This window comes from Thalassobacillus devorans MSP14 (genome assembly GCF_000496835.1).
Lineage (GTDB): Bacteria > Bacillota > Bacilli > Bacillales > Halobacillaceae > Thalassobacillus > Thalassobacillus devorans_B.
Genome location: NZ_KI543238.1, coordinates 303,191 through 330,189 on the forward strand (window position 1 = coordinate 303,191; position 26,999 = coordinate 330,189).

Here is a 26,999-nt window from a genome sequence, read left to right on the forward strand (position 1 = left end):
TAAAACATATAGATTCCCTTCATCGCCTGAAGTTAGATTCTTCGGGCTTTTTTGTGTTCTCTTTGATACTGGTCATGATTACCTTGAAATGTCATAAAAATGATAAGGAGGGGTTTATGAAAGTCTGTTTAATATAAAAAGGGGGGACGACGGGATGAAAAAGAAAGCAAGTATACGTTCAACGAAAAAAATGACGCCTCCACAGCTTCGGCAAATGGTAATTCATTTAAAATCTGAGCTATCTAAGTATCAGCAGGAACAAGAAGAGCAGCGGCCGAAGTTTAAACAAATATGGGAAGAAAACAATCAGCTGATTGAAGAAGTAAAAAAACTCAAGGAGGAGAACGATGAATTAAGGAATGAGAATACTCGTTTTAAAACGAAGCTCCCACAGCTTTATTTAAATAAAGAGCGTGTAACAGACGAACTGAAGAAAAGTAATGAAAGTCTGAGAAATAAGCTGAGGGAAAGCAAAGAAAATCATACGTCGTTAGAAGAAAAACATAAGCGGCTGGAATCGGAAATAAATGCTTTGGAAAAACAATTGAAAGATACGAAAGAATTGGTCCACATAGAGCAGGTGAAAAGGGAAATCAGTGCTGGGGAAAGTCACAAGCAGCTGGAACAACAGCAAGAGAAAGAGCGGGAGTTATTAAAACAAATAAAAGACTATGAACGGAAAGAGCAGGAAAGTGACCAAAGCTTTCAAGAGTTCCAACACTATATGAACGAGCTTAAGGAGCGGCTGGCTTCCACAACTGAGGCTCTGGAGAAGGAAAAAGGTGAGAAGTTAAAGCTCAGTGATGATCGAGACTCCAACCAAAAAGAAATTACGCTGCTTCAGGAAGCTATTGGTAAAGAGAGAGAGACGAATAAAGATTATCAACATCAAGTGGAGAATTTGAAGAAAGATCACAAAGTGATTCACCAAGATTTCTTAAGAGTAAGAAAAGAATTTGAAGCTAGTAAAGCGGAAAATCATAATCTGGAAGAAAAATTGCAGGGACATTTTAATAGAGCAAGAAAAGTGCAGCAGGAAAAGGAACAGAGGGAAAAAACTATAAATGAGCTTAAAGGGAAAGTGGAAAAAGCTCTAAGTGATCTAAACGAAAAGGAACGACTAACACGGGCATTACGTGAGGAAAATGAGCAGTTGACTAAGGAAAATGTCCGTGCGTTGAACGAACGAGCGAAGAGAGAACAGAACCTGGAAGCAGCTTTCAGACAACTCAACAACCATTACAAGACTGCTATTCATAAAAAATGGGGACTGATAGAAGAAAATAGAAATAAGAAAATGCAGTTGAAAGAGTTGGAACGATCGTATCAATCTCTTGCAGAACACTACACGAGACACTTGAAAAAGCTGGACGCCCTAGAGAAAAAATTAACCGAAAAGAAGAAAGAAAACAAATCACTCACTGCAAAGATTGAAATACTGGAAGCTAATCTTGAAACGAGGTCAAAAGAATTCGAGAATATGCAGGCAACAAAAGAAAAACATGAAGAAAAAGCCAGAGAGTGGGAGACGGAATATGAGAGGTTGGTCAAAGAGATCGACGGGAATAGAAAACTCATAAATAAACTTGAGAAAAGTATTACACAAGGAAAAGACAGGGAACAGTCCTTGCGAATAGAGATCAGCCGTTTAAAAAATGAAACACCTTATCTGTAAACCAAAATATTTTCCTGAAGGGAACAGACTTTAATTGCCCTGCTTTTTTTACCTATCCAAAGAGTATGCCCAGGCTGTTTGTAACCTTTCTGTCCATATCCACATATAGATAATATACACGTCAGCCCACGCATACATTATGGGAGGTTACGGTATGAGTAATAATAATATGGGAGACCCGGTTCAGCTCCAGCAGAAGATCATTTATTTCAAAGCAGAGCTAGCCAAGTATAAAGAGAAAGTGAAGGATTACCAGGAAAACTATCACTATGCCCAGCTTGATAACTTGAAAGAACAAAATATTCAGTTGCTGGAAGATAAAGCAGAATTAGATTATCAGGTAGAAAAAATGGAGAAAGAGCTGCAGACAGCTGAAGAGATCATCGCAGAGCAGCAAGGTGACCGTTCGCGAATGCAAATTAAAAATAAGTCCTTACAGGAATTGCTGCAAAAGCAAGAAAGCGAATTCCGAGTCATGAAAGAAAATCTAATAGAGAAAAATGAACACATTACGAAAGAGAAAGAGAGAATTCAAAATAAAGCCATCGAGCTAGAACAATCCAACCGGGAGCTGCAAGAAAAATACAAGAAAATGGTGAAGCAGCTGGAAAATAACATACATGCAAACCAAAAGGAACAGGGAATTCTTAAGGAAAAATGCAAGGAATTGACGGCAATCATCGAACAATTGAAGGAACGGGTATCCGTTTATGAACAAACTGAAACACAGTTGAAAAACGAGTTGGAGGACTACCGTTCCAAAACAGACGCTTCATCGGCGGGCGAGATGGACTGGGAAAAATGGAAGCAGGCGAAGGAAGAAACAATAGAAGCGCTGACTCAGGATAATTTGATTTTGAAATCGCAAGTAGAAAAATTGAAACAGAAGCTGGAGTCTACTAATAACTAACTGGAAAACGGTGGGAAAACCGCCGTTTTTTCCTGTTATAACAATGTAAACGCTTAACTTTATAGAATAAATAAAATTTTCAGAAAAGATGTTGTTTTTTGTCTAATTCCGTTATAGAATACTCCCTATCACTTATTTTTGAAGGGAGGCTCAGCGATGATTACATTTGTTGCATCCATCGCACTATTACTCGCAGGTTACTTATTTTACGCAAAGGTGGTCGAACGAATTTTCGGCATTGATGATGAACAAGAAACTCCAGCATACACCAACAATGACGGCTTTGATTACATGCCGATGAGCTGGTGGAAGGCAAGCTTAATCCAGCTGTTGAATATCGCTGGGCTTGGTCCGATATTTGGCGCGATCCTTGGAGCATTATATGGTCCGATTGCGTTCATCTGGATTGTCGTCGGTTCCATTTTCGCAGGAGCCGTCCATGATTATTTTTCAGGGATGTTGTCGCTTCGGCATAATGGAGCACAGTACCCGACCCTTGTAGGGAAATACTTAGGAAAACACGCAAAAACGATTATCAATATGTTATCGATCGGGTTAATGATCCTCGTAGCGGCCGCATTTACGGCTGGACCCGCGCAATTGATGGCAGAGGTCACACCACTGGGCTTTATGGCGTCGCTGCTGATCATTTTTGCTTACTTTTTGATAGCAACCGTATTGCCGGTCAATAAGATTATCGGAAAAGTATATCCGGTTTTCGGAGCAGTACTGATTTTCATGGCAGTTGCCATTGGTATCGGATTATTCTTTTTCGAAAATCCAGTCCCGAATTTAACAATCAATAGTCTTCATCCTGATAATTTACCAGTCTGGCCGTTATTGATGGTCACCATTTCCTGTGGTGCGATATCCGGTTTCCATAGCACTCAGAGCCCGATTCTTGCCCGTACACTGAAAAAAGAAAGTGAAGGACGCAAAGTATTTTATGGAGCGATGATTGCAGAAGGGGTCATTGCTTTGATTTGGGCAGCCGCCGGGATGGCGTTCTTCGGCAGTACTGGTGGTCTTCAAGAAGCCCTTGCTGCTGGCGGACCTGCCGGAGTTGTCAACGAAATCAGTAAAACAACCCTTGGCACTTTAGGGGGTATACTTGCTGTACTTGGTGTCATCATCCTGCCGGTTACAACAGGAGATACAGCGCTTCGTTCTTCCAGAATGATGCTGTCTGAACTTCTTAAGCAAGTGAGTAACAAAGACTTTAACGGAAAATGGGCTAAAATCGTGCTTGTATTCCCTGTGGCGCTTCCTACATTTTTATTGACACAAATGGATTATAGTTTTCTATGGCGCTATGTCGGCTGGTCCAACCAGGTGGTGGCTACGGTCATGCTTTGGACAGGTGCGATGTACTTATTGCAGAATAAGAAATTCCACTGGATTGCCAGTGTCCCCGCTTTGTTTATGACGGGAGTTGTCAGCACATACATTTTCTATGCACCGGAAGGCTTTGACCTTGCTTATTCGACCTCGATGATTGCCGGAGCGATCATCTGGCTGGTGGTTGCAGGCTGGTTTGTAGTACAAATAGCAAGGTATAAGCATGATTCATATAAGAAGATATTAACGAGAAAAGCTGGTTAAAAAAACCCCCCGATCCGGTTATAAATGGATCGGGGGGTTGATGCTATTGTTACCTGTTTAAGCTATGAACAGTGTTTCTGATTATTTTTTAGTAACGCCCTTCAGACAACACCCTCCACTGCTCTTTTTTACAAGCTTTACCTTGGACTTATCATTGATAGATTTCTGAATGACTTTAGGACGTTTGGAATTACCCTTTTTCAAAACTTACAGCTCCCTTTTTGTAATACTACATAATTATTCTTTAGATAGGAATAAGGTAGGGCTAAGCCATAGTTTCAATATGAAAAAGGGCATATGCTATATCCGGTGTTCCAAATTTTATAACTTTATTGCTAAATTTTAAAAATAGAATACCTATATTTACTTTTTTGTTCGGATGACTTTTACTGTCATGCTGAAAGTTCTGCAGCAGTAGATGGATAAGAATAGTAAATGGTTAATACCTCTTTATCTTTCCTCTTGATTTTCTCCAGCAAAGCTTCAACTTTTTCTTGGCTATCATAAAAATATTTCACAATGTTTCCATTCATTTTCTAGTTTCTATACTGTCTGTACTTTGTAGTCATAGCCATATGAGATTCCACATCCCTCTTGAGAGGGGTGCCTTGTCACGTAAGAGTCATTTTTTATGAAGGTTTTCGTGGATGATCATAAAAGGGAGACCGAGTTCTCTTTGGAAAGATGTTATTATTTTTTTTTGAAGAAGTATTGGTTTGTGCAGACTTGACCATTTGTTGGAATCGTCTATAGTTTGATACCTGGTTAACATTACATTCCGCCTCTTTTTTTGTATGTTCATTTACTGTTATTGTTTCTTTTAGTTGTTTTACTTCTTCTCTTAAAGAGTTTAGTTCATTTTTGATATCCAAAACGCCACTTTCAACATATTTTGATGGTATCAATTCATCCAATTTTTCATAAAGGTCTTCAATAGCATCCCCTACTTTTTTCTCCAAACAATTGAAGGACCGATTCAAGGATTCTGCTTGGGTGTACATATCTGTTTTTAAAGGGTGATTCCACTCAGGGAAATCCTGTCTTTTTTTCACTGATACCCCTCCTTTGCTCCTGCTCACATAAGTGAACGGTAGTTTCATTACGATTACTTCTTTATGTACTTTCATCATATTGGTTCATTAGCATAGTGTGACTAATAAAAGCGTCTATTTCTTGGAAACTTCCGCTCCTTCATTATAACCAACTATCACAATTCACATATGCTGAAAGTGAAAGAAATTAATCTTAACCGGAGGTGTTTGCAAATATGCAAGCTAATAATTCAAATGGAGGGCAAGGAGAACTTCTGTGTATCAGTACTGAGAAAGTATATGACTGGATTGTAAATGAAAAAGAAATCAACGAAACAGTAACAGCTGAGTTCCAGGAAAATTTCCAGCCATGCAATCCATCAGGCCAACAAGAAATTGTTAATGTGACATGTGAAGTAACGGATGTAACAATCACAGAGCCAGACCCAACAACAAGAGTGGACCGTACGTTTATGATAGACGGCTCAGAAGTAACACTGCAGGAAGTTACACTGGAAAAGACAGTTACTTTAACTGTTACAGTAACACTCGACCCAATGGGCCAAGGCCGGGATTTAGAAACACAGACCAGCGAGGAGATTGAACTCACCAGAATGGAAAGAGTTATTCTCTGTGCACCAGAAGGCACTATAGTTACTGGTACTTCCACACAAGATACTGAGTGTATGGTTACAAGTTTCTCTTGTACCGGGGTTCAAAACAACGAACTAAGCGTTTCTGTTTCACTTATCGTATGTCAAAGCATCGTTGTAACTTTCCCAGTCATCCTTGAACTAACTGCCGACTTCTGCGAGCCACGGGACGTCCTGCCTCTGCCTGTATGCCCGACTCCATCAATTCCACCACAGTGCCCGGTCTTATTCCCGGATACAGGAAATGGAAATGGCAATGGTAATGACGACTGTTAAAAATGCATAAAGATAAAAGAGAGGGTAAATCATCCTCTCTTTTATTTTTTAAGGAGTGATTCTTTATGAAAAAAGATAGCTTGGATGAGTTAGAAGAGAAAATCACTCTTCTGGATAAGGAGACAAAGGTCTATCTGAAAAAAATAACTGAATTGGTATATAAACAACAGCACAAGTCAAATGATCTCCTGATCAGTTATTTTACTTATTCTTTAAATATCAATCATACTATCGGTGAAGAGTCATTGTGTATAGGCTCCTATAATATTATTAACCTGGGAAGTAGTACGATATCATCCCCGTATATATGTATTAAACTTCCTGCAGGATCTCCTTTTAATCTTTCGGGGAAAATTTTGAACAAAAACTCCAGCAACAATATAAATGTCCCTGATGCATGGAAAAGAATAAATGAGCAATCAGACAAAGAAGAATTCTGGTTGCAACCTATGAATAAAAAAGGAATTGAACCTTCAGGGGTATTAAGCTTTAAAAACTTCCAGATAAGGTGGACCCCTGAACAATCTTATAAAGGTACTATAATGGGATTCACTTATAGTGAGAACAATAGAGAAGGAAAAGCAGCTATCAATTCCATCGATGTAAATGGCACCTTTCGAGAACGGAGGGAAGAGGGTGAGTGATAAGAGTAATAGAGAAAAAGACGAACTACTGACTCAGTTAATCTCCCGTTTGTTTAATGAACAGCTGGATAAAAGCACAGAGACAAATCGTGATCAAGGAAAAGGCAGCTATGTATTTCTGGATAGTCAAACAATAGATTTATTAATTTGTTACCTTATCATGAATTTAGATCGAACTTATAAAAATGAAGTTTTCTCCAAAAAAGCATCTGTTCCACAGCATTTATTGAATAAAGTGGATAATATGTTAGAACAAAATAGAGAGCAATTCGGAAAACTAATTACGTTACTTACATCCGAAGATGATTGACAGAAAAAACTGTTTCCGGTACGTGCAGTCCCGGAAACAGTTTTTTCTTAAAAGTATATCCTGGTTTTTACTAAATCTGAGATACTGTCATCCTGTGCACTCCTCGTATAAATCCAGAGTTCTCCTGAATTGCTCGTCGGCTGCTGGTCGAACAGGAGAGTGCTGGCGAAATAACCGTATGCTGGAGCACCCTCATCAGTTATCGTGAAGCGCTCATTAGAGACGGTCCCCCCATTACTATCATGTAGCTCGTGCTGAATGGCAGCCTCGAAAGCCCGTGCAAAACCTTCTACGCTCTGTCCACTCCTTATTCTCACCCCTGGTAAAGGATTAGTGACGAAAATATTTTCAGAAGTAGGGATTGGTATAACAAGATTATAACCAGCCCAGATGACATCTCTTTGGAATCCAGGCCTGTCACTATTTGCCTGTTCTATCTCTTCAACACTCATCCCGAATCGCCTGGCGATACGATATAGCGTGTCGCCGGATTCTATTTCGTACGTAAAAGCAGGGACCAGCAATAATTGATCGATATAAATAAGGTTTGGATTATCCAGCCTATTAATACCTGCAACCAAGTCCACGGAAGATTGAAAAGAAGCGGCAATTCCTCTTACACCATCCCCGGGGAAGACGACATAACTCATTATTGCAATCTGCTCATCTGTAGGAACAACCAGTACATCCTCAGGAAAAACCAACTCCCGATCGGTTACAGGCGGGTACAAGTGATTAGCCTGCTCAATCGCCTCTACGGTACTGCCGAATCTCCTGGCAATCGCATATAAGGTATCCCCTCGTTTAACTGTGTACATATAGCTTTTACTATTAATGATCGGCAAATCTCACACCTCCTCTTTTAGTAAAATATGGCCGAGGAAAACAAGTGAGAACGTCAATTTTAACTTGATTTTAGATTGGAAATTAAAATGCTTCTCCACTTTTTAGCCTATATATAGTCTAATGTCCTGCCAATATTCGATATTTTTCATACCTTAATAGGGCAACTACTATGAAAAGGAGAGAAATATGTATGAGTTGTGGCAAAGGAAAAGATTTTAACACATGTGTTTGTGATACAGTCCGCGAGATAGTACGGGTGCAGAACGAAGTTGCCGGATCGGGTGATTGCTGTACTACAGGGTGTGAGCAATCTATTCGGGATTTGCTTTCACCAACAACGAATGGCAACGGGGCAACCACCATTCCGTTCTTCCTGTATTGTAAAGGGAACTGTAAACCGTTCATCGGAAGCGGTGTTTTCCAATCACCTATTGGCGGATCTGGTATGACTGCTTTACACTGTGTGGAAACACCTATCTTCCGTGCGAAAAAGTTTGTCGATGAAGATGAATGCTGTGTACAGCTGGAATTACTAATACCAGAATCTATGGGAGGCTCCACGCCTGGCCAGGGCGGAGACAGGGTATGTGACTACTTCCCTGGGCAAGGGCAAAGTAACGCTATCCGCGACCTGCAAGCTACCGGAATTTGTATAACGATCGACCTGGATTGCTTCTGCGGTATTGCCTGCTTACCTCCGACAACCCCTCTTCCTGCATCTGAATTTACGATGGGTGAAGAAAACGATTGTTAAAAAGTTCAAAAAAAGGACCAGATACAATAGTAGCTGGTTCTTTTTTGTTGTATAGGAAATTAAAAAAATTATGGTTGTGCATACATTGTTGCAGCGGGTTGCATCCAGCTCCAGCGCCTATCCCCTCGAGGTCTTAAGTCACTCCTCTTTGTGATTAGAAAAACTTGGCTTATCGCCGCTCCCTAATGGCGAAAGCCTTAGTTTTTCTTATACTTTGATCCTTTAATAAAGTTAGTCTGCATTAAAGTACAAAAAACGTCACGGCGGGGATTGGCTTAAGCTTGTCGGAGGCCTGCAGGACAAGGAATGCTTCCCAGAACAACATCGCACGAAGAAAAAGTGGTCTTCTTTTTCGAGGATGCAGGTCAGTTCGACGTTGGCACACTAGAACTACTTCTTAGAATATACTTCGCAGAAAAAGACAAAGTCTTTTTTGAGGACGTGCCGTTTTTAGTCGAACGTCCTTACTTGCAAGGCGCTTGCGCTTTTGTTGTGAAAACTTAAAATTTTGAATTGACCGATAATTATTCCTTTATATATAATTCAGGAAAGGTATTGGGGGTGGCGGAATGGAAAATTTGCAGACAGCCGGCGTAGTGTTTCGTGATATTTGGAAAGCAAAAAAACGTATTTCCGGCATAATAGAAAAAACACCATTGTTATATTCACAGCCTTTATCAGACAGGGCAGGAGCGAATGTATACTTGAAGCTTGAGAACATGCAGCCGACCGGGGCATTTAAATTAAGAGGTGCGGCCAATAAAATTCTGTCTTTGACCGAAGAAGAAAAGAAAAAAGGGGTAGCAACTTTCTCGACAGGAAACCATGGGATTGCAGTCGCACATGTCGCAGGAGCTAATCATATACCAGCGACCGTGTGCATTTCCAGGAGAGTGCCACAGGAAAAGGTCAAAAAGCTGAAACGCCTCGGTGCACATGTGGAAATCGTCGGTGATAACCAGGATGACGCGGAACAATATTGCTATGAATTAGAAAAACAATCCGGAATCACGGTGATAAAGCCGTTTGATGACCTTGAAGTGATTGCTGGCCAAGGAACAATCGGGTTAGAAATTTTAGAAGCATGTCCGGAGGTCGATCAGGTAATCATCCCGCTTTCAGGAGGCGGGCTTCTTGCCGGCATCAGCCTGGCGATGAAAGCAACGGATCCTGGGATAGATATTACGGGTGTTTCCATGGAAAAAGGTGCGGTCATGCATGAGAGTTTGAAACATGGTAAGCCGGTAGTTCTCAAGGAGTCGGATACCCTGGCGGACAGTCTTCTGGGAGGGCTCGGTCCTGACAATCGCTATACTTTTTCGATGGTGAAGCATTTGATGGATCAAAGTGTGCTGGTTTCAGAAGCCGTAATCGCAAAAGGAATAATGTTTATGCTCGAATATCATAAAATGGCTATAGAGGGAGCAGCCGGGGCAGGAATCGGGTGGCTGCTGGGAGAAGAAAGTAATAGATATGAAAACATTGTCATCATTATCAGCGGAAATAATGTGGACCATGAAACGATCCGCTCATTGACTGACAAGTATTAGTTCACTAAGGGTGAGGTGGGGGATATGGGGTTGACAGTTAAAGATATCATCCAGCTTCCGATTATGGAAACGGCCAAGGTAAAGGCAGGTAAAGGGGTGTTGAATGAAAAAGAGGTCGATTGGATTTCGGTAATTGAAACACCGGTGGAAAATTTTGTGCGCAGCAATGAATTTGTGCTGAGCACGGGGATCGGCTGTGAGAATGATCCATTGCTATTAGAGGAGTTCACAAAAGATGTCATCCATTCCGGAGCCTCTGTCCTGGCTTTTGCCACAGGCCGTTATATTTATGATATTCCTGATCGCATTTTGCAGTTGGCTGAGAAAAATGGTCTGATCGTCATCGACCTCCCATGGGAAGTCCGCTTTGGCGATATACTGCAAGTAGTACTGGAAGAAATCAGCCAGGAAAAAAAGGCGGAAAGACAACAGGCGGAAGAAATCAGACAGGAACTGATAACATTTGTATTGAACGGGAAAGGTCTGCAGGAAATTTCGAATTTGCTTTATGAAAAGACTAAAATCCCAATGGCGATCAGCGATCAAAATAAACGGATCCGTGCTAATCATGACGTCGATCCGCATCTGCTGGATGTGTTCAATGGAAAAGTCGAGGGCCAGGTCCAGCAGATTCCCCAGACGGATATCCAGTTCAGCGAGCATCCCCTCTATCATCATATAGAAGAGTTTGTCATCGACCAGCAAACGTGCTACCAGCTGACGATTTTATCGAATCAGAAAAGGCAGGGCTACCTGATTTTCAAGCCGGAGGATCGTCATCAATTGACCTGGCTGGTAATGAATATTCTAGAACACGCCCTTACCGCGTGTGCGCTTTACTTTTTACAGGAAAACGCCATTGAAATGACAGAAATCCGCTTAAAGGATAATTTTTTATTAGATCTTGCTAAAAATGAAAATGATATTACGAAACAGACATTATCAAAAGGGCAACTGCTGGGTTACGACTTGACCAAGTCTTATATCTGCATGGTGGGTGAAATCAGTTTTACAGAAACAAATAAGCAGCTGAAGAAAACGGACCGTTCCGCGGGGTCTTCCCTGCATAGCCGCAATTATTACATTCAAAAGGAAATCCACCAGGCAGGGGAACTACTGAATCGAAGCGCGATGACGACGTTTGAGGACGGGGAGGTCATCGTATATTTGGAAGCAGACCATCACCCGTATATGGAAGCTTCCAATCAGTTTCTTGATATGGTAGAGCGACGTCTGAACGACTTGCTGGCTGGAATCGAGATTTCCTGGGGAATTGCCATTCATAAAGATGGCCATTATTCGTTCCATAAAAGCTACCAGGAAGCCAAGACGGCACTTGACATTGGCAAGCAGCAGCATGGAAAGGGTGAGCGTACTTTTTTCAGCGACACAAGGATTAACCGCTTGCTGATGGCTTTATCTCATGACCCGGATATATCCGCAATTGTCAAAGACACATTAGAGAAGCTGATTGAATATGATAAGAAGCGGCAGACAGACTTGATTCACACGTTCATCGTATATAACAAATACAACAGTAATGTCAGTCAGACAGCACGGGCATTGAATTTGCACCGGCAGTCACTATTGCATCGATTAAGGAATATTGAACACCTGACCCAATTGTCACTGGTGGATTCTGATGATTTGTTTTTATTGGAATTAAGTGTACGCCTATGGATGCTGAAAAAACTGGAATAATCTCAGAATATGGCGTCCTGGAAGAATCAGATAATGGTTCTCCCGGGGCGCCTATTACATTTGTATAAAGCCTAGCCTTAAAAGTTCATACAGATTGGACATTACATCTGAGGAGTTAGATGAATACAATTAGAAGTAAGAATTATATAAATATTCAGTTATTGTAAGGAGGGATATGATGATGCTTCCGTTTGATATTTTGGAATATCATGAACGTCTGGAAAAAACGAAGAAGCGTATGGAAGAGAAAGGGGTAGAGGTGCTCCTAATCACGGACCCCGCAAATATGAACTACCTTTCCGGTTACGATGCGTGGTCTTTTTATGTCCATCAAATGCTTGTGATTATCATTGATGAAGCGCAGCCATTATGGATAGGGAGATTCCAGGATGCCAATGGTGCCAGGAAGACGACCTGGATCTATGACGAAAATGTAATCGCTTACCCGGATTATTATGTGCATTCTGATATATACCACCCGATGGATTTCATCGCCCAAATTTTGACGCAGATCGGTCAAGGGAATCGGACGATCGGTGTGGAGATGGATAACTACTATTTTTCGGCCAAGGCTTTTGAACAGTTGAAAAAGAATTTGCCGAACGCTACTTTCAAAAACGCGGACTTACTTGTCAATGGAGTGCGAATTGTGAAGTCCGATCAGGAAATTGAATACATGAAACGGGCAGCTATGATAGCCGAACATGCCATGGAAAAAGGTATTGAAAGCATTTATGCAGGCGCGAAAGAATCTGATGTAGCTGCAACGATATATTATCACTTAGTAAAAGGTTCCAACGGCCATGGAGGGGATTACCCGTCTATCGTTCCGCTGTTGCCAGCAGGAGAAAATACCTGTACCCCGCACCTTACCTGGTCTGAGCGGGCATTCATGAGCGGGGAGTCCGTGATCATTGAATTGGCTGGCTGTTATAAACGGTACCATGTTCCATTAGCAAGGACGGTTTCGATCGGTACGCCTTCAGAAGAAATGACCACACTTTCTCCGATTGTAACAGAAGGGATCCAGGAAGTATTAGCATCCATCAAGCCTGGAATCACCTGTGGCGACATTGAGGAAACGTGGCGTAAGAGCATTAAAAAGTATGGGATGGAAAAAGAATCGAGACTCGGCTACTCAGTCGGATTAGGCTACCCGCCTGACTGGGGTGAGCATACGGCAAGCCTGAGAAAAGGGGATCAGACGGTACTTGAACCGAATATGACATTCCATTTGATTCCAGGGCTTTGGTTCGATCATTACGGTATTGAAATATCTGAAACCTTCCGGGTGACGGATACAGGATGTGAACGGTTCACCAACTATCCGCAAGGGTTGATTGTGCGCGATCCATTGAATATCAATCCAACCGATAAGATCAGCTAGGGGGGCTGGATATGAAGCTTTTCACTAAGGAGGAGATCGAAAAAGTCATCCGCCTCGACAGCGAGGTAGTCGATGTGGTCGAGGAGGCATTCAAGGACTTGGTGCAGAAACAGGTACAGATGCCACCCATCATGCGGATTGATGTTCCCGAATTCAATGGAGAAGTTGATATCAAATCGGCTTATGTTGCAGGTTATGACAGTTTTGCCGTCAAGCTGTCTTCGGGATTTTTCGATAATCATAAACGAGGGCTTCCAAGCGCTAGCGGAATGATGCTGCTATTGAGTTCGGAAACTGGTATTCCAAAAGCGGTGCTTGCTGATAACGGTTTTCTCACAGAACTCCGGACAGCAGCTGCCGGAGCCGTCGCAGCCAGACATTTGGCACGAGAAAATATCAAAACTATCGGGGTTATCGGTACAGGAGCTCAAGCACGTCTGCAAGTCAAAGCGCTTAAGCTAGTCCGTGATTTTGATGAAATGCTCGTCTACGGACGCACCCCGGAAAAGACTGCACAGTATCAACAAGAGATGTTACAGGAACTGGGCATTAGTGTAGAAATCGTCAGCAACCCTGAAGGAGTGGTGACTGAAAGCGATGTAGTGATCACAACGACACCGTCAACAGAGCCGCTGATAAAAGCAGAATGGCTCCACCCGGGGTTGCATATCACAGCTATGGGATCGGATGCGGAGCATAAGCAGGAACTCGAAAGCAGCGTATTGGAGGAAGCCGACTGCGTGGTATGTGATGTCAAAGCGCAGTCACTTCGACTCGGAGAAATGAGATCCTGTAATAACCAGCGAGTGATCGATGAAGCAATCGAACTTGGGGAGATCACCGCTGGCAATAAACAGGGCCGCAAAAATGAAAGTCAAATCACCCTCTGTGATTTGACTGGAACTGGTGTTCAGGATACAGCTATAGCGAGACTTGCCTATGACAGGCTTATTAAATAAAAACAGGGAGGAATTCAGGATGAAAAAGACAAATATCGGCACACGAGCCATTTGGGCAGGGGAAAAGGAGCAATTAGCATTTGGAGCCACACAAGTCCCAGTCGTCCACAGTGTATCTTTCGGTTATGACGATATGGATGATTGGTATGAGGTAGCTGTAGGCAATAAAGAAGGACACATTTATGGGCGTAATACGAACCCGACCGTAAAAGCATTCGAAGAAAAAATAAGAATCCTTGAAGATGCTGAAGCAGCAACAAGTTTTTCAACCGGAATGGCAGCCATCAGCAATACACTTGGTACCTTGCTTTTCCCTGGCGACCGAATCGTATCCATCAAAGATACGTACGGCGGTACCAATAAAATTTTCACAGAATTTCTTCCTCAGCAGCACATTGATGTGGAGCTTTGTGAAACAGGGGATCATGAAGCAATCGAAAAAGAAGTAATGAAAGGCTGTAAGGTGCTTTATCTGGAGACCCCAACCAACCCGACCGTCAAAATAACCGATATCGAGCGAATGGCAAAGGTTGCTAAAAAGGTCGGTGCTCTTGTGGTGGTAGATAATACGTTTGCCACTCCTGTGAACCAGAATCCATTAGCATTAGGTGCTGACCTGGTGATCCACAGCGCAACTAAGTTTTTAGGCGGGCATGCCGATGCGCTTGGAGGTGCTTTAGTCGGCAGCAAAGAGCTGGTCGAAAAAGTGTACCATTACCGTGAAATTAATGGTGCGACGCTTGACCCGATGGCAGCCTACCTGCTCCTTCGTGGTATGAAGACATTAAAATTGCGGATTGACCGCCAAAATGAAAATGCCCTGGCCATTGCCCGTCATCTGAAAACTATCGATATTGTCGATGACGTATTCTACCCTGGTCTGGAAGAGCATAAAGGCCACGATATCGCTAAAGCACAAATGAAGGGTTTCGGCGGCATGTTAAGCTTTTCTGTCAAGGGCGGCATGGACACCGTCCGTCACTTACTGCCAAAACTGAAATATTCCAACCGAGCCGCGAACCTTGGGGCAGTGGAAACCATCGTCGGACCAGCGCGAACGACGAGTCATGTAGAATGTACGCCTGAAGAGCGGGCAGCCATGGGAATTCCGGAAGGGTTGATCCGCTATTCGACTGGTATAGAGGATATCGAGGATTTGAAAGAAGATCTGGACCAAGCTTTCCAGTCGCTGCCAGAAAGCCTGACAGTGAAAGGCTGATTTAGTGGAGGGATCCCGTTGCAGATCAAACATGATCCAGTAACCGTAAATGTAGAAAGAATCAAAGCAGATTTAATCCGGTGGCGGCGTCATTTGCACCGCCATCCGGAACTTAGTTTCCAGGAAAGAGAAACGAGTGCATACATCCAGCAGGAATTAGAAAAGATAGATGCTTTTGAGCTGGAAACCAATGTCGGGGGATATGGTATTATCGCTACTTTAACTGGCAGGGAAGGCCCTACGGTTGGACTGCGTGCAGATATGGACGCTCTGCCTATTAATGAACAGACTGATTCAGACTATCAATCTGTTCATCCTGGGGTTATGCACGCCTGTGGCCATGATGCTCATACCGCTATTTTGCTTGGGACTGCTAAACTGTTGAGTGAAGAGGCTAAAGCAGGTAAACTGGCTGGCACCATCAAATTCATTTTCCAGCCTGCAGAAGAAGATACCAATGAAGCTGGAATGACCGGGGCACCACTGATGCTGCAGTCCGGCCTTTTGGATGATATCGAATCTTTCCTGGCTTTACATGTATGCCCATGGCTTCCAACCGGAGAAATCCAGGTGAACGACGGACCGAGTATGGCGAATATCGATAACTTCCGGATGACCATCAAAGCAACGGGCGGGCATGGCGGCTATCCACATCTGGCTGCTGATCCAATTTGGATGTCAAGTTACTTTTTACAGGCTTTGTACAGTCTGATCAGCCGCAAAATCGATCCACTATCTGTAGGTACCATCAGTGTAGGTGAAATTCATGGAGGGGAGACGGCGAATGTCATCCCCGATGAAGTGACGATTACTGGTACGATGCGTTCGTATACGAAGGAAATGCGGGCACAGCTAGTCCGGGAATTGGAACAGATAGCTTGTGTCATTCCTCCACTCGGTGGTTCCTATGATTTATATGTAGAAACAGGAGAGCCTGCTTTGGATAACGATCACATGGTAAATGAACAGATTAAAAAAGCTGCCAGGCATCTCTATCCGAATATGAAAATCCATGAAGGGCCATTTGGTATGGGGGGCGAAGATTTTGCCCATATGATCGAGAATAAAGCTGGTGCGATGTTTTTCCTGGGATGTGCCCAAAAAGGGACTACGGAACGGAAGCTGCATACACGAGATTTTCAAATAGATGAAAATGCGCTGCCCATTGGCGCAGCGATTTTAACGAACTGTGCTCACCGGTTGTTACAAGTTCAAGAAGGGAGGAAGGTCGATGACTAAAATAGCTTTTGTCGGCTTTGGAGGTGTCGGTCAGGCGCTGGCCGAAATTTTACAGGAACGTAAGGAGCACCTCGACAGTTCTTATGGACTTGAAGCGGAAGTGGTAGCTGTCACGGATATGATGAAAGGTGCGGTCTACAAGCCTGATGGGTTGGATATTGAGCAATTATTGGAAGTAGTACGGGAGACCGGGAATGTGGAGAATTATCCAGACGGACCAGGGGTGACAAAGGGGCTTGACAGCATGGCCACCATCCAGCAGACCAATGCCGATATGATTGTCGAGGTAACTTTTACAGACGTGGAAACAGGTCAGCCTGCCATCGACCATTGCCGGGCCGCTTTTGAAAATGGGAAAAGTGTTGTCACGACCAACAAAGGACCGGTAGCCCTCGCTTACGAGGAACTGAGTAAACTTGCAGATGAAAATGGTGCTTACTGGGGGTTTGAAGGTACGGTAATGAGCGGAACTCCGGCGTTAAGGATGCCTGTCGCTACCCTGGCTGGCAATGAAATTACGGAGATCAAAGGGATTTTGAACGGTACCACCAATTACATTTTGACAGAAATGGAAAAAGGAAACTCTTATCAGGAAGCCTTAAAAAAAGCGAAAGAATTAGGCTATGCCGAAGCGGATCCGACAAATGATGTGGAAGGATATGACGCCCGTTACAAAGCCGCTATCCTATCCGGATACTTGATGGGTACACCAATTGCATCAAATGATATTCCTTGCAAGGGTATCAGTGATATGACGCTTGACATGGTCAATGATGCTCTTGAGCAAAATAAAAAGTGGCGCTTGTTGGCACAGGTAAAAAAAGAGAATGGCACCGTCACAGCTTCCGTAGAGCCGCAGCTATTGGATGCGGATGACCCACTCGCAGGAGTTACAGGCGCAACCAACGCGATTTTGTATGAATGCGACCTGGCAGGACCGATCATGTTGACAGGAGCAGGAGCCGGGCTTAAGGAAACGGGCTTCTCCTTATTGATTGATTTGATTGACTATCAGCGCCAAAAGACAAAGGAAAAAATTTAAGGAAGGTGGTGTTTTCATGCATACTAAAGTGAAAGCAGTGAAGATGCTGATCGGAGGAGAATGGGTCCACTCTAATCAAACATTTGAGGTGGTCAATCCCCAGAATGACCGTCCCATAGCTTCCGTTCCATCGGCAAGCAGTAAAGATATGCTCGCAGCCATCGAAAAAGCGGAGGAGGCTTATACCAAAACGGCGGTATGGCCGACCCATGAACGGATCCGTGTTTTATCGGAAGCCGCAGCTTATATGAAAGAAAATGCTGAAGATTTTGCCAGAACAATAGCTTCAGAAGGCAGTAAGACGATCAATGAAGCCCGCGGGGAAGTGAAGCGGGCGATCCAGACCATTCAGATTAGTGCGGAAGAGGCACGGCGGATCAATGGAGAAACCATCAACTTTGATCAGAATGAAGGCAGCGAAAATCGTGTCGGCTATCATTACCGTTTTCCGGTGGGGGTCGTTGGGGCGATAACTCCGTTCAATGATCCATTGAACCTTGTTGCCCATAAAGTCGGACCTGCGATTGCAGCAGGAAATGCGATTGTCGTCAAACCGGCTTCCGTAACACCGTTAAGTGCGCTCAAGTTGGCAGAAGCGTTCGTGCATGCAGGCTTACCGGATGGCTTCTTATCCGTGGTAACTGGATCCGGTCGTGAAATTGGCGAAACGCTCGTGACACACCCAGCTGTCAAAGTACTGTCGTTCACCGGGGGTCCCGACGCCGGGAAAAAGATATCCGAACAAGCAGGGCCTAAAAAAGTGAGCATGGAGCTGGGATCCAACTCCCCAGTGATTGTGTTGAACGATGCTAATTTGAATGATGCAGTCCAGTCCTGTGTTTCCGGCGCTTTCTCTGCTGTCGGTCAAAACTGTATCGGTGTCCAGCGAATCTACGTGGAAAAAGATAGCTATTCCCGCTTCCTTGATACCTTCATCAGCCGTACGGCGGAGTTGAAGGTCGGTGATAAAATGGATGAACTGACGGATGTCGGTCCAATGATCAATGAACGGGAAGCGAAGCGAGTCGATAGCTGGGTTAACGAAGCGTTGATGAAAGGAGCCAAACTGCATATCGGTGGAAAACGCGAAGGAAGTTTTTATTATCCGACCATTTTAAGTGATGTGCCGAAAACGGCTAAAATCGCTAACGAAGAAATTTTCGGTCCTGTCGTATTGATTATGCCGGTGGAAAACCTCCACGATGCAGTCGACCGTGCGAATGATGTGGATTACGGTCTGCAGGCAGGTATCTTTACATCGGATATCAATAACGCTTTCCATGCTATTAAAGGGTTGAACGTCGGTGGTGTCATGATCAACGATAGCAGCGACTACCGGATCGACGAAATGCCTTTCGGCGGGACGAAAGGGTCCGGTATCGGACGTGAGGGCGTACGTTACGCCATCGAGTCAATGACCGAACAGAAAGTCGTCTGCTTCCGTCTGCAGGAGAATCTATTATAATAACGAAACCGTCTGGAATCACCAGGCGGTTTTTCTATTCATTAGATTGTTAGTACATTACTCCCCAGTTCCTTCAGCATCATAGTCATTTATGAATGGCTTCCAGAGCCTTATGTTCGTCTTCTTTTTTGACATAAAACTTATATTCATTGCCATAATCATTTTTTGTCACTCCAGTATGAGAAGACATATGGACGTTCGAAGCGACACGGTATTTGATGGAAGCTGCCTTTAGTTTAGAAATAATTCTGTAATATTCTTTCAAACTGTAGGTTGAGTAAATGAATGTCTTTTTTGAAGAGATCAAATAATCGATCAAGTTGACAAGGAAGTTCATGGAGCTCCTCCTTTAAATTCTGTATGAGTACTTTGTTCTATGAATATGAGTAATTATCCTAGTTATTTCCTAAAAAAATCATGTAATAAATTAGATTGCCAGAAGGTCAAGTTGTAAATTCTTCGTAATAAAGAGGAAATAGAATTAATTAGTCGTAATTATCAGCAACAGGAGTAATACCTAATAAAAATAATAAATTTTGCATGTATATGACAAAATACATATAATTCAGAAAATTTTAATTAATAATAAATTTTGAGATAATTAATTACGCAAATAAAAAGGGGGAAGAAACATGGGAAAAGGAAAAGGGTACTTATTTATTCTGGTAATTGCACTGTCAGCTCTTCTTTTAGCGGGCTGCAACTCCGGTGATGCAGCGGAAGAGTATACGGTTGCTACGGATAACAACTTCGTTCCATTTGAATTCTTGAACGAAGAAACAGGTGAGATGGAAGGTTTCGATATCGATTTGATCAAAGCAGTAGCTGAGGAAGCTGGCTTCAAGGTCAATATCGAGTCGATGAAATTTGACGGTGTTGTCAGTGGTATGCAGTCCGGTCGTTTCGATATCGGGATTGCAGGTATGACGATTACAGAAGAACGTAAAGAAACAATTGATTTTTCTGATCCATATTATGATGCGGGTCTTATGATTGCCGTTAATAAAAATAATAATGAAATCAAATCAGAAGAAGATTTAGCTGGTAAAAAAGTAGGGACACGTTCTGGTACTACCAGTGAAGCCTACATTAAAGAGAATCATCCGGATGCCGAATTGGTCACATTCCCTGGGATCGTTGAAGCGTATATGGATTTGGAGTCCGGTCGTCTTGATGCTGTTATGTATGACGTACCAAACGTCAAGTACTATGTAGCTAACGATTCTGCCAACTTGAAAACGGTCGGCGACATCCTTCAAGGGGAGCAGTATGGTATCGCATTCCCGAAAGATTCCGACCTGGTTGAAGATGTAAATAAGGCTCTGGAAACTTTGAAAGAAAACGGTACGTATGATGACATTTATGAAAAATGGTTCGGTGAGCGTAAATACGGTACAGAATCATCTGAATAACGTTTAATGACACCAAGAGAAGAGGTATAGCTGATCGGTAAAAGCGTAGCAAGTGATTAGCTTGTTGCGCTTTTATATTACTTTAAGAAAGTTTAACTTTGTTAAAGGATTAAAGTATAAGAAAATACTAAGGCTTTCGCCATAAGTACTTGGCGACAAGCCAAGTTTTTCTAATGAAAAAATTCCACTTCATTTATCGCACAATTCGTAGAATAAGGAGCGAAAACACATATGGACTTTATAACAGAATCCCATTATTACCGAGTCATGCCCATGCTGTTCGAAGGACTGGTATGGACATTATTGATTACTGGTGTCGGGTTGATCTTCGGTTTTATCCTCGGGGCTATCTTCGGCTTTGCCCGTCTTTCCAAAAATAAAATCATTTACGGCCTTGCCACGGTGTATGTAGAGGTTGTCCGTGGTACACCGATTCTTGCACAGATCTTATTCATTTATTTTGGTCTTTCTGATTTGATGGGAGTCAATATCGATAAAATAACTGCGTCTATCATAGCGATTGCTATCAACGCAGGGGCTTATATTGCTGAAATTGTCCGCGGAGCCGTTTACTCGATCGATAAAGGGCAGGATGAAGCAGGCCGTTCGATCGGTCTTACACGCAACCAGACGATGCGGTATATCATTTGGCCGCAGGCATTCAGACGAATGATCCCACCGCTTGGTAACCAGTTTGTCATCAGCCTGAAAGACACTTCTCTTTTCTCGGTCATCGCTGTTGGAGAATTACTTTACATGGGGCAGCAGTATTATGGTGCGACCTTTGCCGCATTCGAAGCATTGACGATGGTGTGTGTCATGTATCTCGTCATTACAGTACCAACAGCCGTTTACTTGAGGAGAGTGGAAAGGAGACTTGACGTATGATGATCAGTGTGAGAGATTTACACAAATCATTCGGTTCCGTAGAAGTATTAAAAGGAATCGATGCAGAAATAAAAGAGCAGGAAGTAGTTTGTGTCATCGGACCTTCAGGGTCAGGTAAAAGTACGTTTTTGCGCTGCTTGAACTTGCTTGAAGAGGTTACATCAGGAGAGGTTTATATTGAAGGGGATAACCTGACTGATCCAAAAATCAATATCAACGAAGTTCGATCCCGAGTAGGGATGGTGTTCCAGCATTTCAATCTATTCCCTCATCGAACCGTGCTCGAAAACATTACACTCGGTCCGATAAAAGTAAAAGGTATAAAGAAAAAAGATGCAGAAAAAGCGGCTTTGCCGCTACTGGAAAAAGTCGGACTCAGCGATAAAGCGGATGTCTACCCGGAAAGTTTATCCGGCGGGCAGAAGCAGCGTGTCGCCATTGCCCGTTCACTTGCGATGGAGCCAAGAATCATGTTGTTTGACGAGCCGACATCAGCGCTCGATCCAGAGCTTGTCGGGGACGTACTGGAGGTCATGAAAGACCTTGCCAAAGAAGGAATGACAATGGTCGTTGTCACCCACGAAATGGGCTTTGCCCGTGAAGTAGGGGACCGGGTCCTGTTCATGGATGAGGGCATCATTATGGAAGAAGATGTACCAGAGAACCTGTTCGGTAATCCACAAAATCCGAGAACACAGGAATTCCTGAGCAAAGTATTATAAAATGAAAGATTGTGTTTAACAGATAAGCGTGATATAGTAATGAAGCGATGAGCTAACTTGTGTAAGACGATTGGATATGCTTTTATAAGCTAAAAAACGACGAATGTGGTCGTCGGTCCTTCGCCACAATGCGTAGAAAGCCTTCCCTGAAATATGGGGAGGCTTTTTTGAATTTTTTTTCTATTTTCCTGTTTCCAGCATATAAAAGTTAAAAACAATGTTGACAGAAAATTTTGATTGTTATATAGTAGACATCAGAAAGCAACCTTTAGAAAGGCATCCCCTTTCAAAGCCGGTTTGCTGGTTTATAAGTAATTCATTTGAATATAGGACTGTCAAGACTGCTATAACTCTGAACGCCAGAGCACCCACGCAGTTTAGAAGCCAGTATTTTTCCTTTTATCAAGGGATAATACTGGCTTTTTTTAAACGCTGAAAGGGCCCGTCAGCAACCAAACAACTACCTAAAAACTCGGGAGGTTTTTAACAATGTGTGCGATGGATCTGCAAAAAGGTAAATTAGAGCTTCAAACTGGAAAAGGTTACAAGGTGGAACAGCATCCGAAGCATCATCGTCTTTATCATATCGAATTTGAAAATGAAGTAATTGACAAGTTTATTGAGGATTTGAAGGATGTCAGCGATGAGCAATTGGAATATGTACCATATATGCGGTTGATGGCAGCTGATAAACTAGTAGAATTAGTGGGAGAGGAGTTCGTTCAAACGATTCGCGGCATTCTCCATGACCGGCAGACGGGAGGATTCACAGTCGGGTTGCAGGGACGTACGAAAGACGATCAGGATTATGTGAAGTTCTCCACGGCTCTTACGCACCTTGTCGGAACACCGAACTTCGATGCGATGTCAGGGAAATATTACGCACGCTTTTCGGTTAAGCATACGGATGACAGTGATTCCTACCTGCGTCAGGCGTATCGTACATTCACGCTTCACACCGATGGCACGTATGTCGATGAGCCGACAGACTGGTTGTTGATGATGAAGTTCGAGGAAGAAAATGCGGTAGGGGGACGTTCCCGTATTCTGCATTTAGATGATTGGGAAGAGATGGATTATTTTTATAACCACCCGTTGGCAAAATACAAGTTTACCTACAAAGCTCCAGCAAGTAAAAATGTTTCGGAAGATGTTCTTCGCCAGACATTCTATGAGCATAACAACGGTCCTTGCATCTGCTTCATTGATCAGTTCGTGTACCCTGAAACGATCGATCAAGCGAAATATTTGAAGGATTTATCCCATTCAATGGAAAATTCACCAGCTACCACCGGTTTAGATCTGCCGGAAGGTGATTTGATTATGCTTAACAACCGGTTCTGGCTTCACGGTAGGGAAGCTTTTGAAAAAAATACCGAACTTCATAGAGAGTTGTTACGTCAGCGAGGCCGTTTCGCCGAGTAATTGTTGGATGAGGAGGGAGTAGTCAGCATGTATGATTTTACCATCATTGGTGGGGGAATAGTCGGTTTATCGACCGCCTATTCCCTTATCAAAAAATATCCAGCCGCGAAGATCGCGGTCATTGAAAAAGAGAAATCCTGGGCCAGCCATCAGACCGGTCGTAATAGCGGTGTCATTCACTCTGGTGTCTATTATAAGCCCGGCAGTTTGAAGGCAAAACTTGCAAAACAAGGTGCCGCTTCCATGGTCGAATTTTGTAAAGAACATGGGGTCGATCATGAGGTATGTGGTAAAGTACTGGTTGCAACAGACGAGGAAGAAATACCAAGAATGGAAAAGCTTCATCAGAATGCACACAAAAATGGACTCCATGTGACGAAACTGAACCGGGAAGAGCTTCTGGAAATAGAGCCCCACGCTAATGGTATAGCTGGTCTGAAGGTACCGACTACCGGGATTGTCAATTATAAGCAGGTGACCGAGACCCTTGCTCGGCTGGTAGAGGAAGCCGGTGTCGATCTGCTTCTTGGTATCAAAGTGATGAATATCGATGAGTCTTCACGTGAAGTGTTCATTGATACGGATAAGCAAACGATCATGTCCCGTTTTTTGATCAACTGTGCGGGGCTTCATAGTGATCGTCTGGTCAAGATGGCGAACATTCAAACAGATGTGAAGATCGTCCCTTTCCGGGGAGAATATTTCACCCTCACAGAGGAAAAACGTCATCTGGTTAAAGGATTGATTTATCCTATTCCGAACCCTGATTTTCCATTCCTGGGCGTTCATCTCACCAGGATGATCGATGGGAGTATCCATGCTGGCCCTAATGCTGTGTTGAGCTTCAAGCGTGAAGGTTATCATAAAACTGCTTTCCATCTTAAAGATACACTGGATACGATCTCGTTCCCTGGGTTCTGGAAAATGGCAGGAAGCAATCTTCAGGAAGGCATGAAAGAAATGGTTCGCTCTTTCCATAAGCAGACGTTTGTGAAAAGTTTGCAGCGTCTGGTGCCAGAGATCCAGGTGGATGATGTCATTCCAACTCATGCCGGGGTCCGGGCGCAAGCGATGCTGCGGGATGGCCGCCTGGTCGATGACTTTTATATCATTCCTGGCCGGAAATCCATCCATGTTTGCAACGCGCCGTCTCCAGCTGCGACTGCATCCTTGGAAATCGGAAAAGAGATTGTGCACCGCATCCCTCCTCAGGACCATCTGAAGGCGACGGATGATCTAAAGCCAAGCCTTGTCACTGATTAATTTTTCATGGAGCCACTTCATACTGAAGTTGGCTCCATTTTTAATAAGAGGTTTATTCAACAAAAGGGCCGGATTATGGAAGACTTGATTTCGAGATGTTTGGTAGAGTTTAGGGGCGTGGGGGAAGGATTCGCTTTCCGCGGGGAAGCCGGCAAGCCTCCTCGAGCTAAAGCTCTGCGGGGTCTTGCCAGTCTATCCTTTCCCGCAGGAGTCTCAACCTTCCCCCACGCCCCTTGCCAAATAAGATACTCGAAATCGTACTTGGAAAGTCCAACCCTAATTTGTGAAGAAAACTCTATTATAGTGCTGATTTGAATGTGTTTTCTGTGCTATAAACAAGCTATTCCTGATAAAGTTTCGAGACACAAATAAACGTATGGCGGCGGGGAAAACGGTGAGACTCCTGTGGGACGAACATGAGTGGTGAGATCCCGCAAGGCGGAGCCTGAGGAAGCTCACCGGCCGCCCATGGAAAGCGAGTGATTTTCTGGACCTCCAAACGCTTATCGACATAACGGAAACAGTTTCTCTCGAAACTGAGTCTTCCATAAAAGGGAGCATTAACTGTAAAATCAACAGTGATATTTAACAGAGCCGAAATTAAAAAGCAGCCGCGGTTAAATGCGGCTGTCCTTATTAGTCGTGCATTTGATATTGCTTGTAAGAGTCCTTTAAAGCTGCGGCAATCGCATTACCTGCTTTTCCGCGGTAGCCGTCTTCCAATTGTTTCAACGGTTCATCTAACCCTTCTTTTAAACTGTAACCTTTTAATAGGTTTTTTACATACTCTCTACCGTGATCGGTAGCAAGTGTACAGGAAGCGTCAACGATCACACCGTACTTTTTATCAATTTCGAGCGTCAATGTGAGAGATTCCGATATATGATTGGCAGCAATACCTGTCGGCAGTTTAGAATGTCCAGCTACAAAAATCGTGTTCATCTTTTTCTCCTCCTATAAGCTAATTAGTTGCCATATTTATCTTGCAAATCATAGATTTCCATCATCAATTTCTCCCCAACATCTGCTTCAACCCTGTAGTAAATAGGTGTTAATCTTCGTTTCCAGGCTTCCCTTTGTGCCTGCGTCAGGTAGTTGATCTGCAAGTTTTCCTGTTGCCTTAACCTTCTGGTATGTTCGTCGTTCAATTCGATAGCATGACGGCGGATCCAGCTGGTTGTTTCCGTCATCGATGACTCGATGATTTGTTGATGTTCTTTTGAAAGGCTGTCCCAAAATTCCTGGTTGATCAATACGGCATAACCAAGGTATCCATGATTGCTGATCGTCATGTAGGACTGATCCTGATACAGTTTTTTCGAGTAAATGTTGGACGCGGTATTTTCCTGTCCATTGACAAATCCCACTTCCAGATTCCGATAGGTTTTGTTAAAAGGAAGGACACTGGTGCTTGCGCCTAATTGCTCGAACTGGGCTTCTATGACAGGGCTTGGCATGATTCGGAAATGTAGCCGGTCAAAATCGTTCGGATATACAATCGGACGGCTGTTATTAGTGACTTGTTTATAGCCATTATACCAGAACGTCAAACCCTTGATGCCTTCCTTTTCGAGCTCCTGGAGCAGTGTCTCGCCGATGACCCCTTCATATGCTTCCTCGACAGCCTGGTGGCTTGGAAAGGCAAAAGGCAGGTCAAGCACTTGCCATTTCGGAAAGCGCTCCGTCAAATTAGAGGTTGCAGGCGCGATCATTTCCACGCGTCCTTCTTTTAATGCCTGGTATTCCTGCTGGTCATTATAAAGGGTGCCATTGGAATGGACTTGTACTTTGATCTCTCCGTCCGTGCGCGATTCCACTAGAGAGGCGAACCGTCTTGCTGCCATGCCTTTGGGCGTGTTTTCGGCAACTACGTGACTGAATTGGATGACGAGCCTATCCTGAATGCCTTCCTGCTCATCATCATATTCCAGCGTTTTGGATGCTTCACTCAAGTCGAAACCGAAAAATAAGGCCGTGAAAATGCCGGTTATGATGAAAAGCGTAATCGTGATGACTGTACGCATGG

At 43.5% G+C, this 26,999-nt stretch carries 25 protein-coding genes; 20 read left to right on the forward strand and 5 right to left on the reverse strand.

Translation table 11 applies throughout. The features are described 5' to 3' along the window. The first annotated feature begins 154 nt into the window (after nt 1-154). The 3 genes from P855_RS0117670 (at nt 155) to P855_RS21275 (ending at nt 4,187) form a co-directional block, all read left to right on the forward strand. Nucleotides 155-1,675 (forward strand): hypothetical protein, encoded by a 1,521-nt coding sequence (locus P855_RS0117670; protein ID WP_028784809.1) that lies wholly within the window; start codon nt 155-157, stop codon nt 1,673-1,675. Nucleotides 1,676-1,829: 154 nt separating this feature from the next. Then, nucleotides 1,830-2,585 carry a hypothetical protein gene (locus tag P855_RS0117675; protein WP_028784810.1) on the forward strand — a complete coding sequence of 252 codons (756 nt, stop codon included), beginning with the start codon at nt 1,830-1,832 and terminating at the stop codon, nt 2,583-2,585. Nucleotides 2,586-2,741: 156 nt separating this feature from the next. Further along, nucleotides 2,742-4,187, forward strand: a complete 1,446-nt coding sequence (locus P855_RS21275; RefSeq protein ID WP_037986443.1) for a carbon starvation protein A — start codon at nt 2,742-2,744, stop codon at nt 4,185-4,187. Between the two features lie 629 nt (nt 4,188-4,816). Here P855_RS21275 and P855_RS0117690 read toward each other — a convergent pair. Next, nucleotides 4,817-5,239 (reverse strand): hypothetical protein, encoded by a 423-nt coding sequence (locus tag P855_RS0117690; RefSeq protein WP_028784811.1) that lies wholly within the window; start codon nt 5,237-5,239, stop codon nt 4,817-4,819. Nucleotides 5,240-5,454: 215 nt separating this feature from the next. Between P855_RS0117690 and P855_RS0117695 the strand changes: the two genes are divergently transcribed. The 3 genes from P855_RS0117695 (at nt 5,455) to P855_RS0117705 (ending at nt 7,101) form a co-directional block, all read left to right on the forward strand. Continuing rightward, nucleotides 5,455-6,147, forward strand: coding sequence for a hypothetical protein (locus P855_RS0117695; RefSeq protein ID WP_028784812.1), 693 nt, complete (start codon nt 5,455-5,457; stop codon nt 6,145-6,147). A 65-nt stretch (nt 6,148-6,212) separates the two neighbouring features. Next, nucleotides 6,213-6,791 (forward strand): hypothetical protein, encoded by a 579-nt coding sequence (locus P855_RS0117700; protein WP_037986446.1) that lies wholly within the window; start codon nt 6,213-6,215, stop codon nt 6,789-6,791. Further along, nucleotides 6,784-7,101 (forward strand): hypothetical protein, encoded by a 318-nt coding sequence (locus P855_RS0117705; RefSeq protein WP_028784814.1) that lies wholly within the window; start codon nt 6,784-6,786, stop codon nt 7,099-7,101. The genes P855_RS0117700 and P855_RS0117705 overlap by 8 nt, the downstream gene beginning before the upstream one ends. A 47-nt stretch (nt 7,102-7,148) precedes the next feature. Here P855_RS0117705 and P855_RS0117710 read toward each other — a convergent pair whose 3' ends face one another. Then, complete coding sequence (locus P855_RS0117710) at nt 7,149-7,946, reverse strand: LysM peptidoglycan-binding domain-containing protein (protein ID WP_028784815.1); 798 nt, start codon at nt 7,944-7,946, stop codon at nt 7,149-7,151. A gap of 191 nt (nt 7,947-8,137) precedes the next feature. Between P855_RS0117710 and P855_RS21280 the strand changes: the two genes are divergently transcribed. The 9 genes from P855_RS21280 (at nt 8,138) to P855_RS0117760 (ending at nt 19,263) form a co-directional block, all read left to right on the forward strand. After that, entirely contained in the window at nt 8,138-8,701 is a 564-nt protein-coding gene (locus P855_RS21280) for a CotY/CotZ family spore coat protein (protein ID WP_051353304.1), read from the forward strand. Nucleotides 8,702-9,270: 569 nt separating this feature from the next. Then, a complete protein-coding gene (eutB, locus tag P855_RS0117725; protein WP_028784817.1) occupies nt 9,271-10,251 on the forward strand; it encodes a hydroxyectoine utilization dehydratase EutB in 981 nt (326 codons plus the stop codon). A 24-nt stretch (nt 10,252-10,275) separates the two neighbouring features. Beyond that, nucleotides 10,276-11,952 carry a PucR family transcriptional regulator gene (locus tag P855_RS0117730; protein WP_028784818.1) on the forward strand — a complete coding sequence of 559 codons (1,677 nt, stop codon included), beginning with the start codon at nt 10,276-10,278 and terminating at the stop codon, nt 11,950-11,952. A 181-nt stretch (nt 11,953-12,133) separates the two neighbouring features. Beyond that, the gene (locus P855_RS0117735) at nt 12,134-13,339 is read left to right on the forward strand and encodes a M24 family metallopeptidase (protein ID WP_028784819.1); all 1,206 of its coding nucleotides are present in this window, start codon (nt 12,134-12,136) and stop codon (nt 13,337-13,339) included. A gap of 11 nt (nt 13,340-13,350) precedes the next feature. Beyond that, nucleotides 13,351-14,298, forward strand: a complete 948-nt coding sequence (locus P855_RS0117740; RefSeq protein ID WP_028784820.1) for a cyclodeaminase — start codon at nt 13,351-13,353, stop codon at nt 14,296-14,298. Between the two features lie 19 nt (nt 14,299-14,317). Continuing rightward, a complete protein-coding gene (locus tag P855_RS0117745; RefSeq protein ID WP_028784821.1) occupies nt 14,318-15,517 on the forward strand; it encodes a cystathionine gamma-synthase family protein in 1,200 nt (399 codons plus the stop codon). Between the two features lie 18 nt (nt 15,518-15,535). Further along, the gene (locus tag P855_RS21285) at nt 15,536-16,756 is read left to right on the forward strand and encodes a M20 metallopeptidase family protein (RefSeq protein WP_037986450.1); all 1,221 of its coding nucleotides are present in this window, start codon (nt 15,536-15,538) and stop codon (nt 16,754-16,756) included. Next, nucleotides 16,749-17,798, forward strand: coding sequence for a homoserine dehydrogenase (locus P855_RS0117755; RefSeq protein WP_028784822.1), 1,050 nt, complete (start codon nt 16,749-16,751; stop codon nt 17,796-17,798). The genes P855_RS21285 and P855_RS0117755 overlap by 8 nt, the downstream gene beginning before the upstream one ends. Nucleotides 17,799-17,814: 16 nt before the next feature. Then, nucleotides 17,815-19,263 carry an aldehyde dehydrogenase family protein gene (locus P855_RS0117760; protein ID WP_028784823.1) on the forward strand — a complete coding sequence of 483 codons (1,449 nt, stop codon included), beginning with the start codon at nt 17,815-17,817 and terminating at the stop codon, nt 19,261-19,263. A gap of 85 nt (nt 19,264-19,348) precedes the next feature. Here the strand turns inward: P855_RS0117760 and P855_RS0117765 are convergent, their stop codons facing one another. Beyond that, on the reverse strand, nt 19,349-19,600 hold the full coding sequence (locus tag P855_RS0117765) for a hypothetical protein (RefSeq protein ID WP_028784824.1): 252 nt from the start codon (nt 19,598-19,600) through the stop codon (nt 19,349-19,351). A 295-nt stretch (nt 19,601-19,895) separates the two neighbouring features. Here P855_RS0117765 and P855_RS0117770 point away from each other — a divergent pair, with 295 nt between their 5' ends. From P855_RS0117770 to lhgO, 5 genes are all read left to right on the forward strand, one after another. Further along, nucleotides 19,896-20,675 (forward strand): glutamine ABC transporter substrate-binding protein, encoded by a 780-nt coding sequence (locus tag P855_RS0117770; RefSeq protein WP_028784825.1) that lies wholly within the window; start codon nt 19,896-19,898, stop codon nt 20,673-20,675. Nucleotides 20,676-20,906: 231 nt separating this feature from the next. Further along, on the forward strand, nt 20,907-21,563 hold the full coding sequence (locus tag P855_RS0117775) for an amino acid ABC transporter permease (RefSeq protein WP_028784826.1): 657 nt from the start codon (nt 20,907-20,909) through the stop codon (nt 21,561-21,563). Next, entirely contained in the window at nt 21,563-22,285 is a 723-nt protein-coding gene (locus tag P855_RS0117780; protein WP_028784827.1) for an amino acid ABC transporter ATP-binding protein, read from the forward strand. The genes P855_RS0117775 and P855_RS0117780 overlap by 1 nt, the downstream gene beginning before the upstream one ends. 489 nt (nt 22,286-22,774) lie before the next feature. After that, nucleotides 22,775-23,710, forward strand: coding sequence for a glutarate dioxygenase GlaH (gene glaH, locus P855_RS0117785; RefSeq protein WP_028784828.1), 936 nt, complete (start codon nt 22,775-22,777; stop codon nt 23,708-23,710). A gap of 27 nt (nt 23,711-23,737) precedes the next feature. Further along, entirely contained in the window at nt 23,738-24,973 is a 1,236-nt protein-coding gene (gene lhgO / locus P855_RS0117790; RefSeq protein WP_028784829.1) for an L-2-hydroxyglutarate oxidase, read from the forward strand. Nucleotides 24,974-25,609: 636 nt separating this feature from the next. On the opposite strand, the gene P855_RS0117795 is transcribed toward lhgO, so the two are convergent. Further along, nucleotides 25,610-25,915, reverse strand: coding sequence for a DUF3870 domain-containing protein (locus P855_RS0117795; RefSeq protein ID WP_028784830.1), 306 nt, complete (start codon nt 25,913-25,915; stop codon nt 25,610-25,612). Between the two features lie 23 nt (nt 25,916-25,938). Further along, nucleotides 25,939-26,997: a DctP family TRAP transporter solute-binding subunit gene (locus tag P855_RS0117800; protein ID WP_028784831.1), complete on the reverse strand. Its 1,059-nt coding sequence runs from the start codon at nt 26,995-26,997 to the stop codon at nt 25,939-25,941. Between the last annotated feature and the right edge of the window lie 2 nt (nt 26,998-26,999).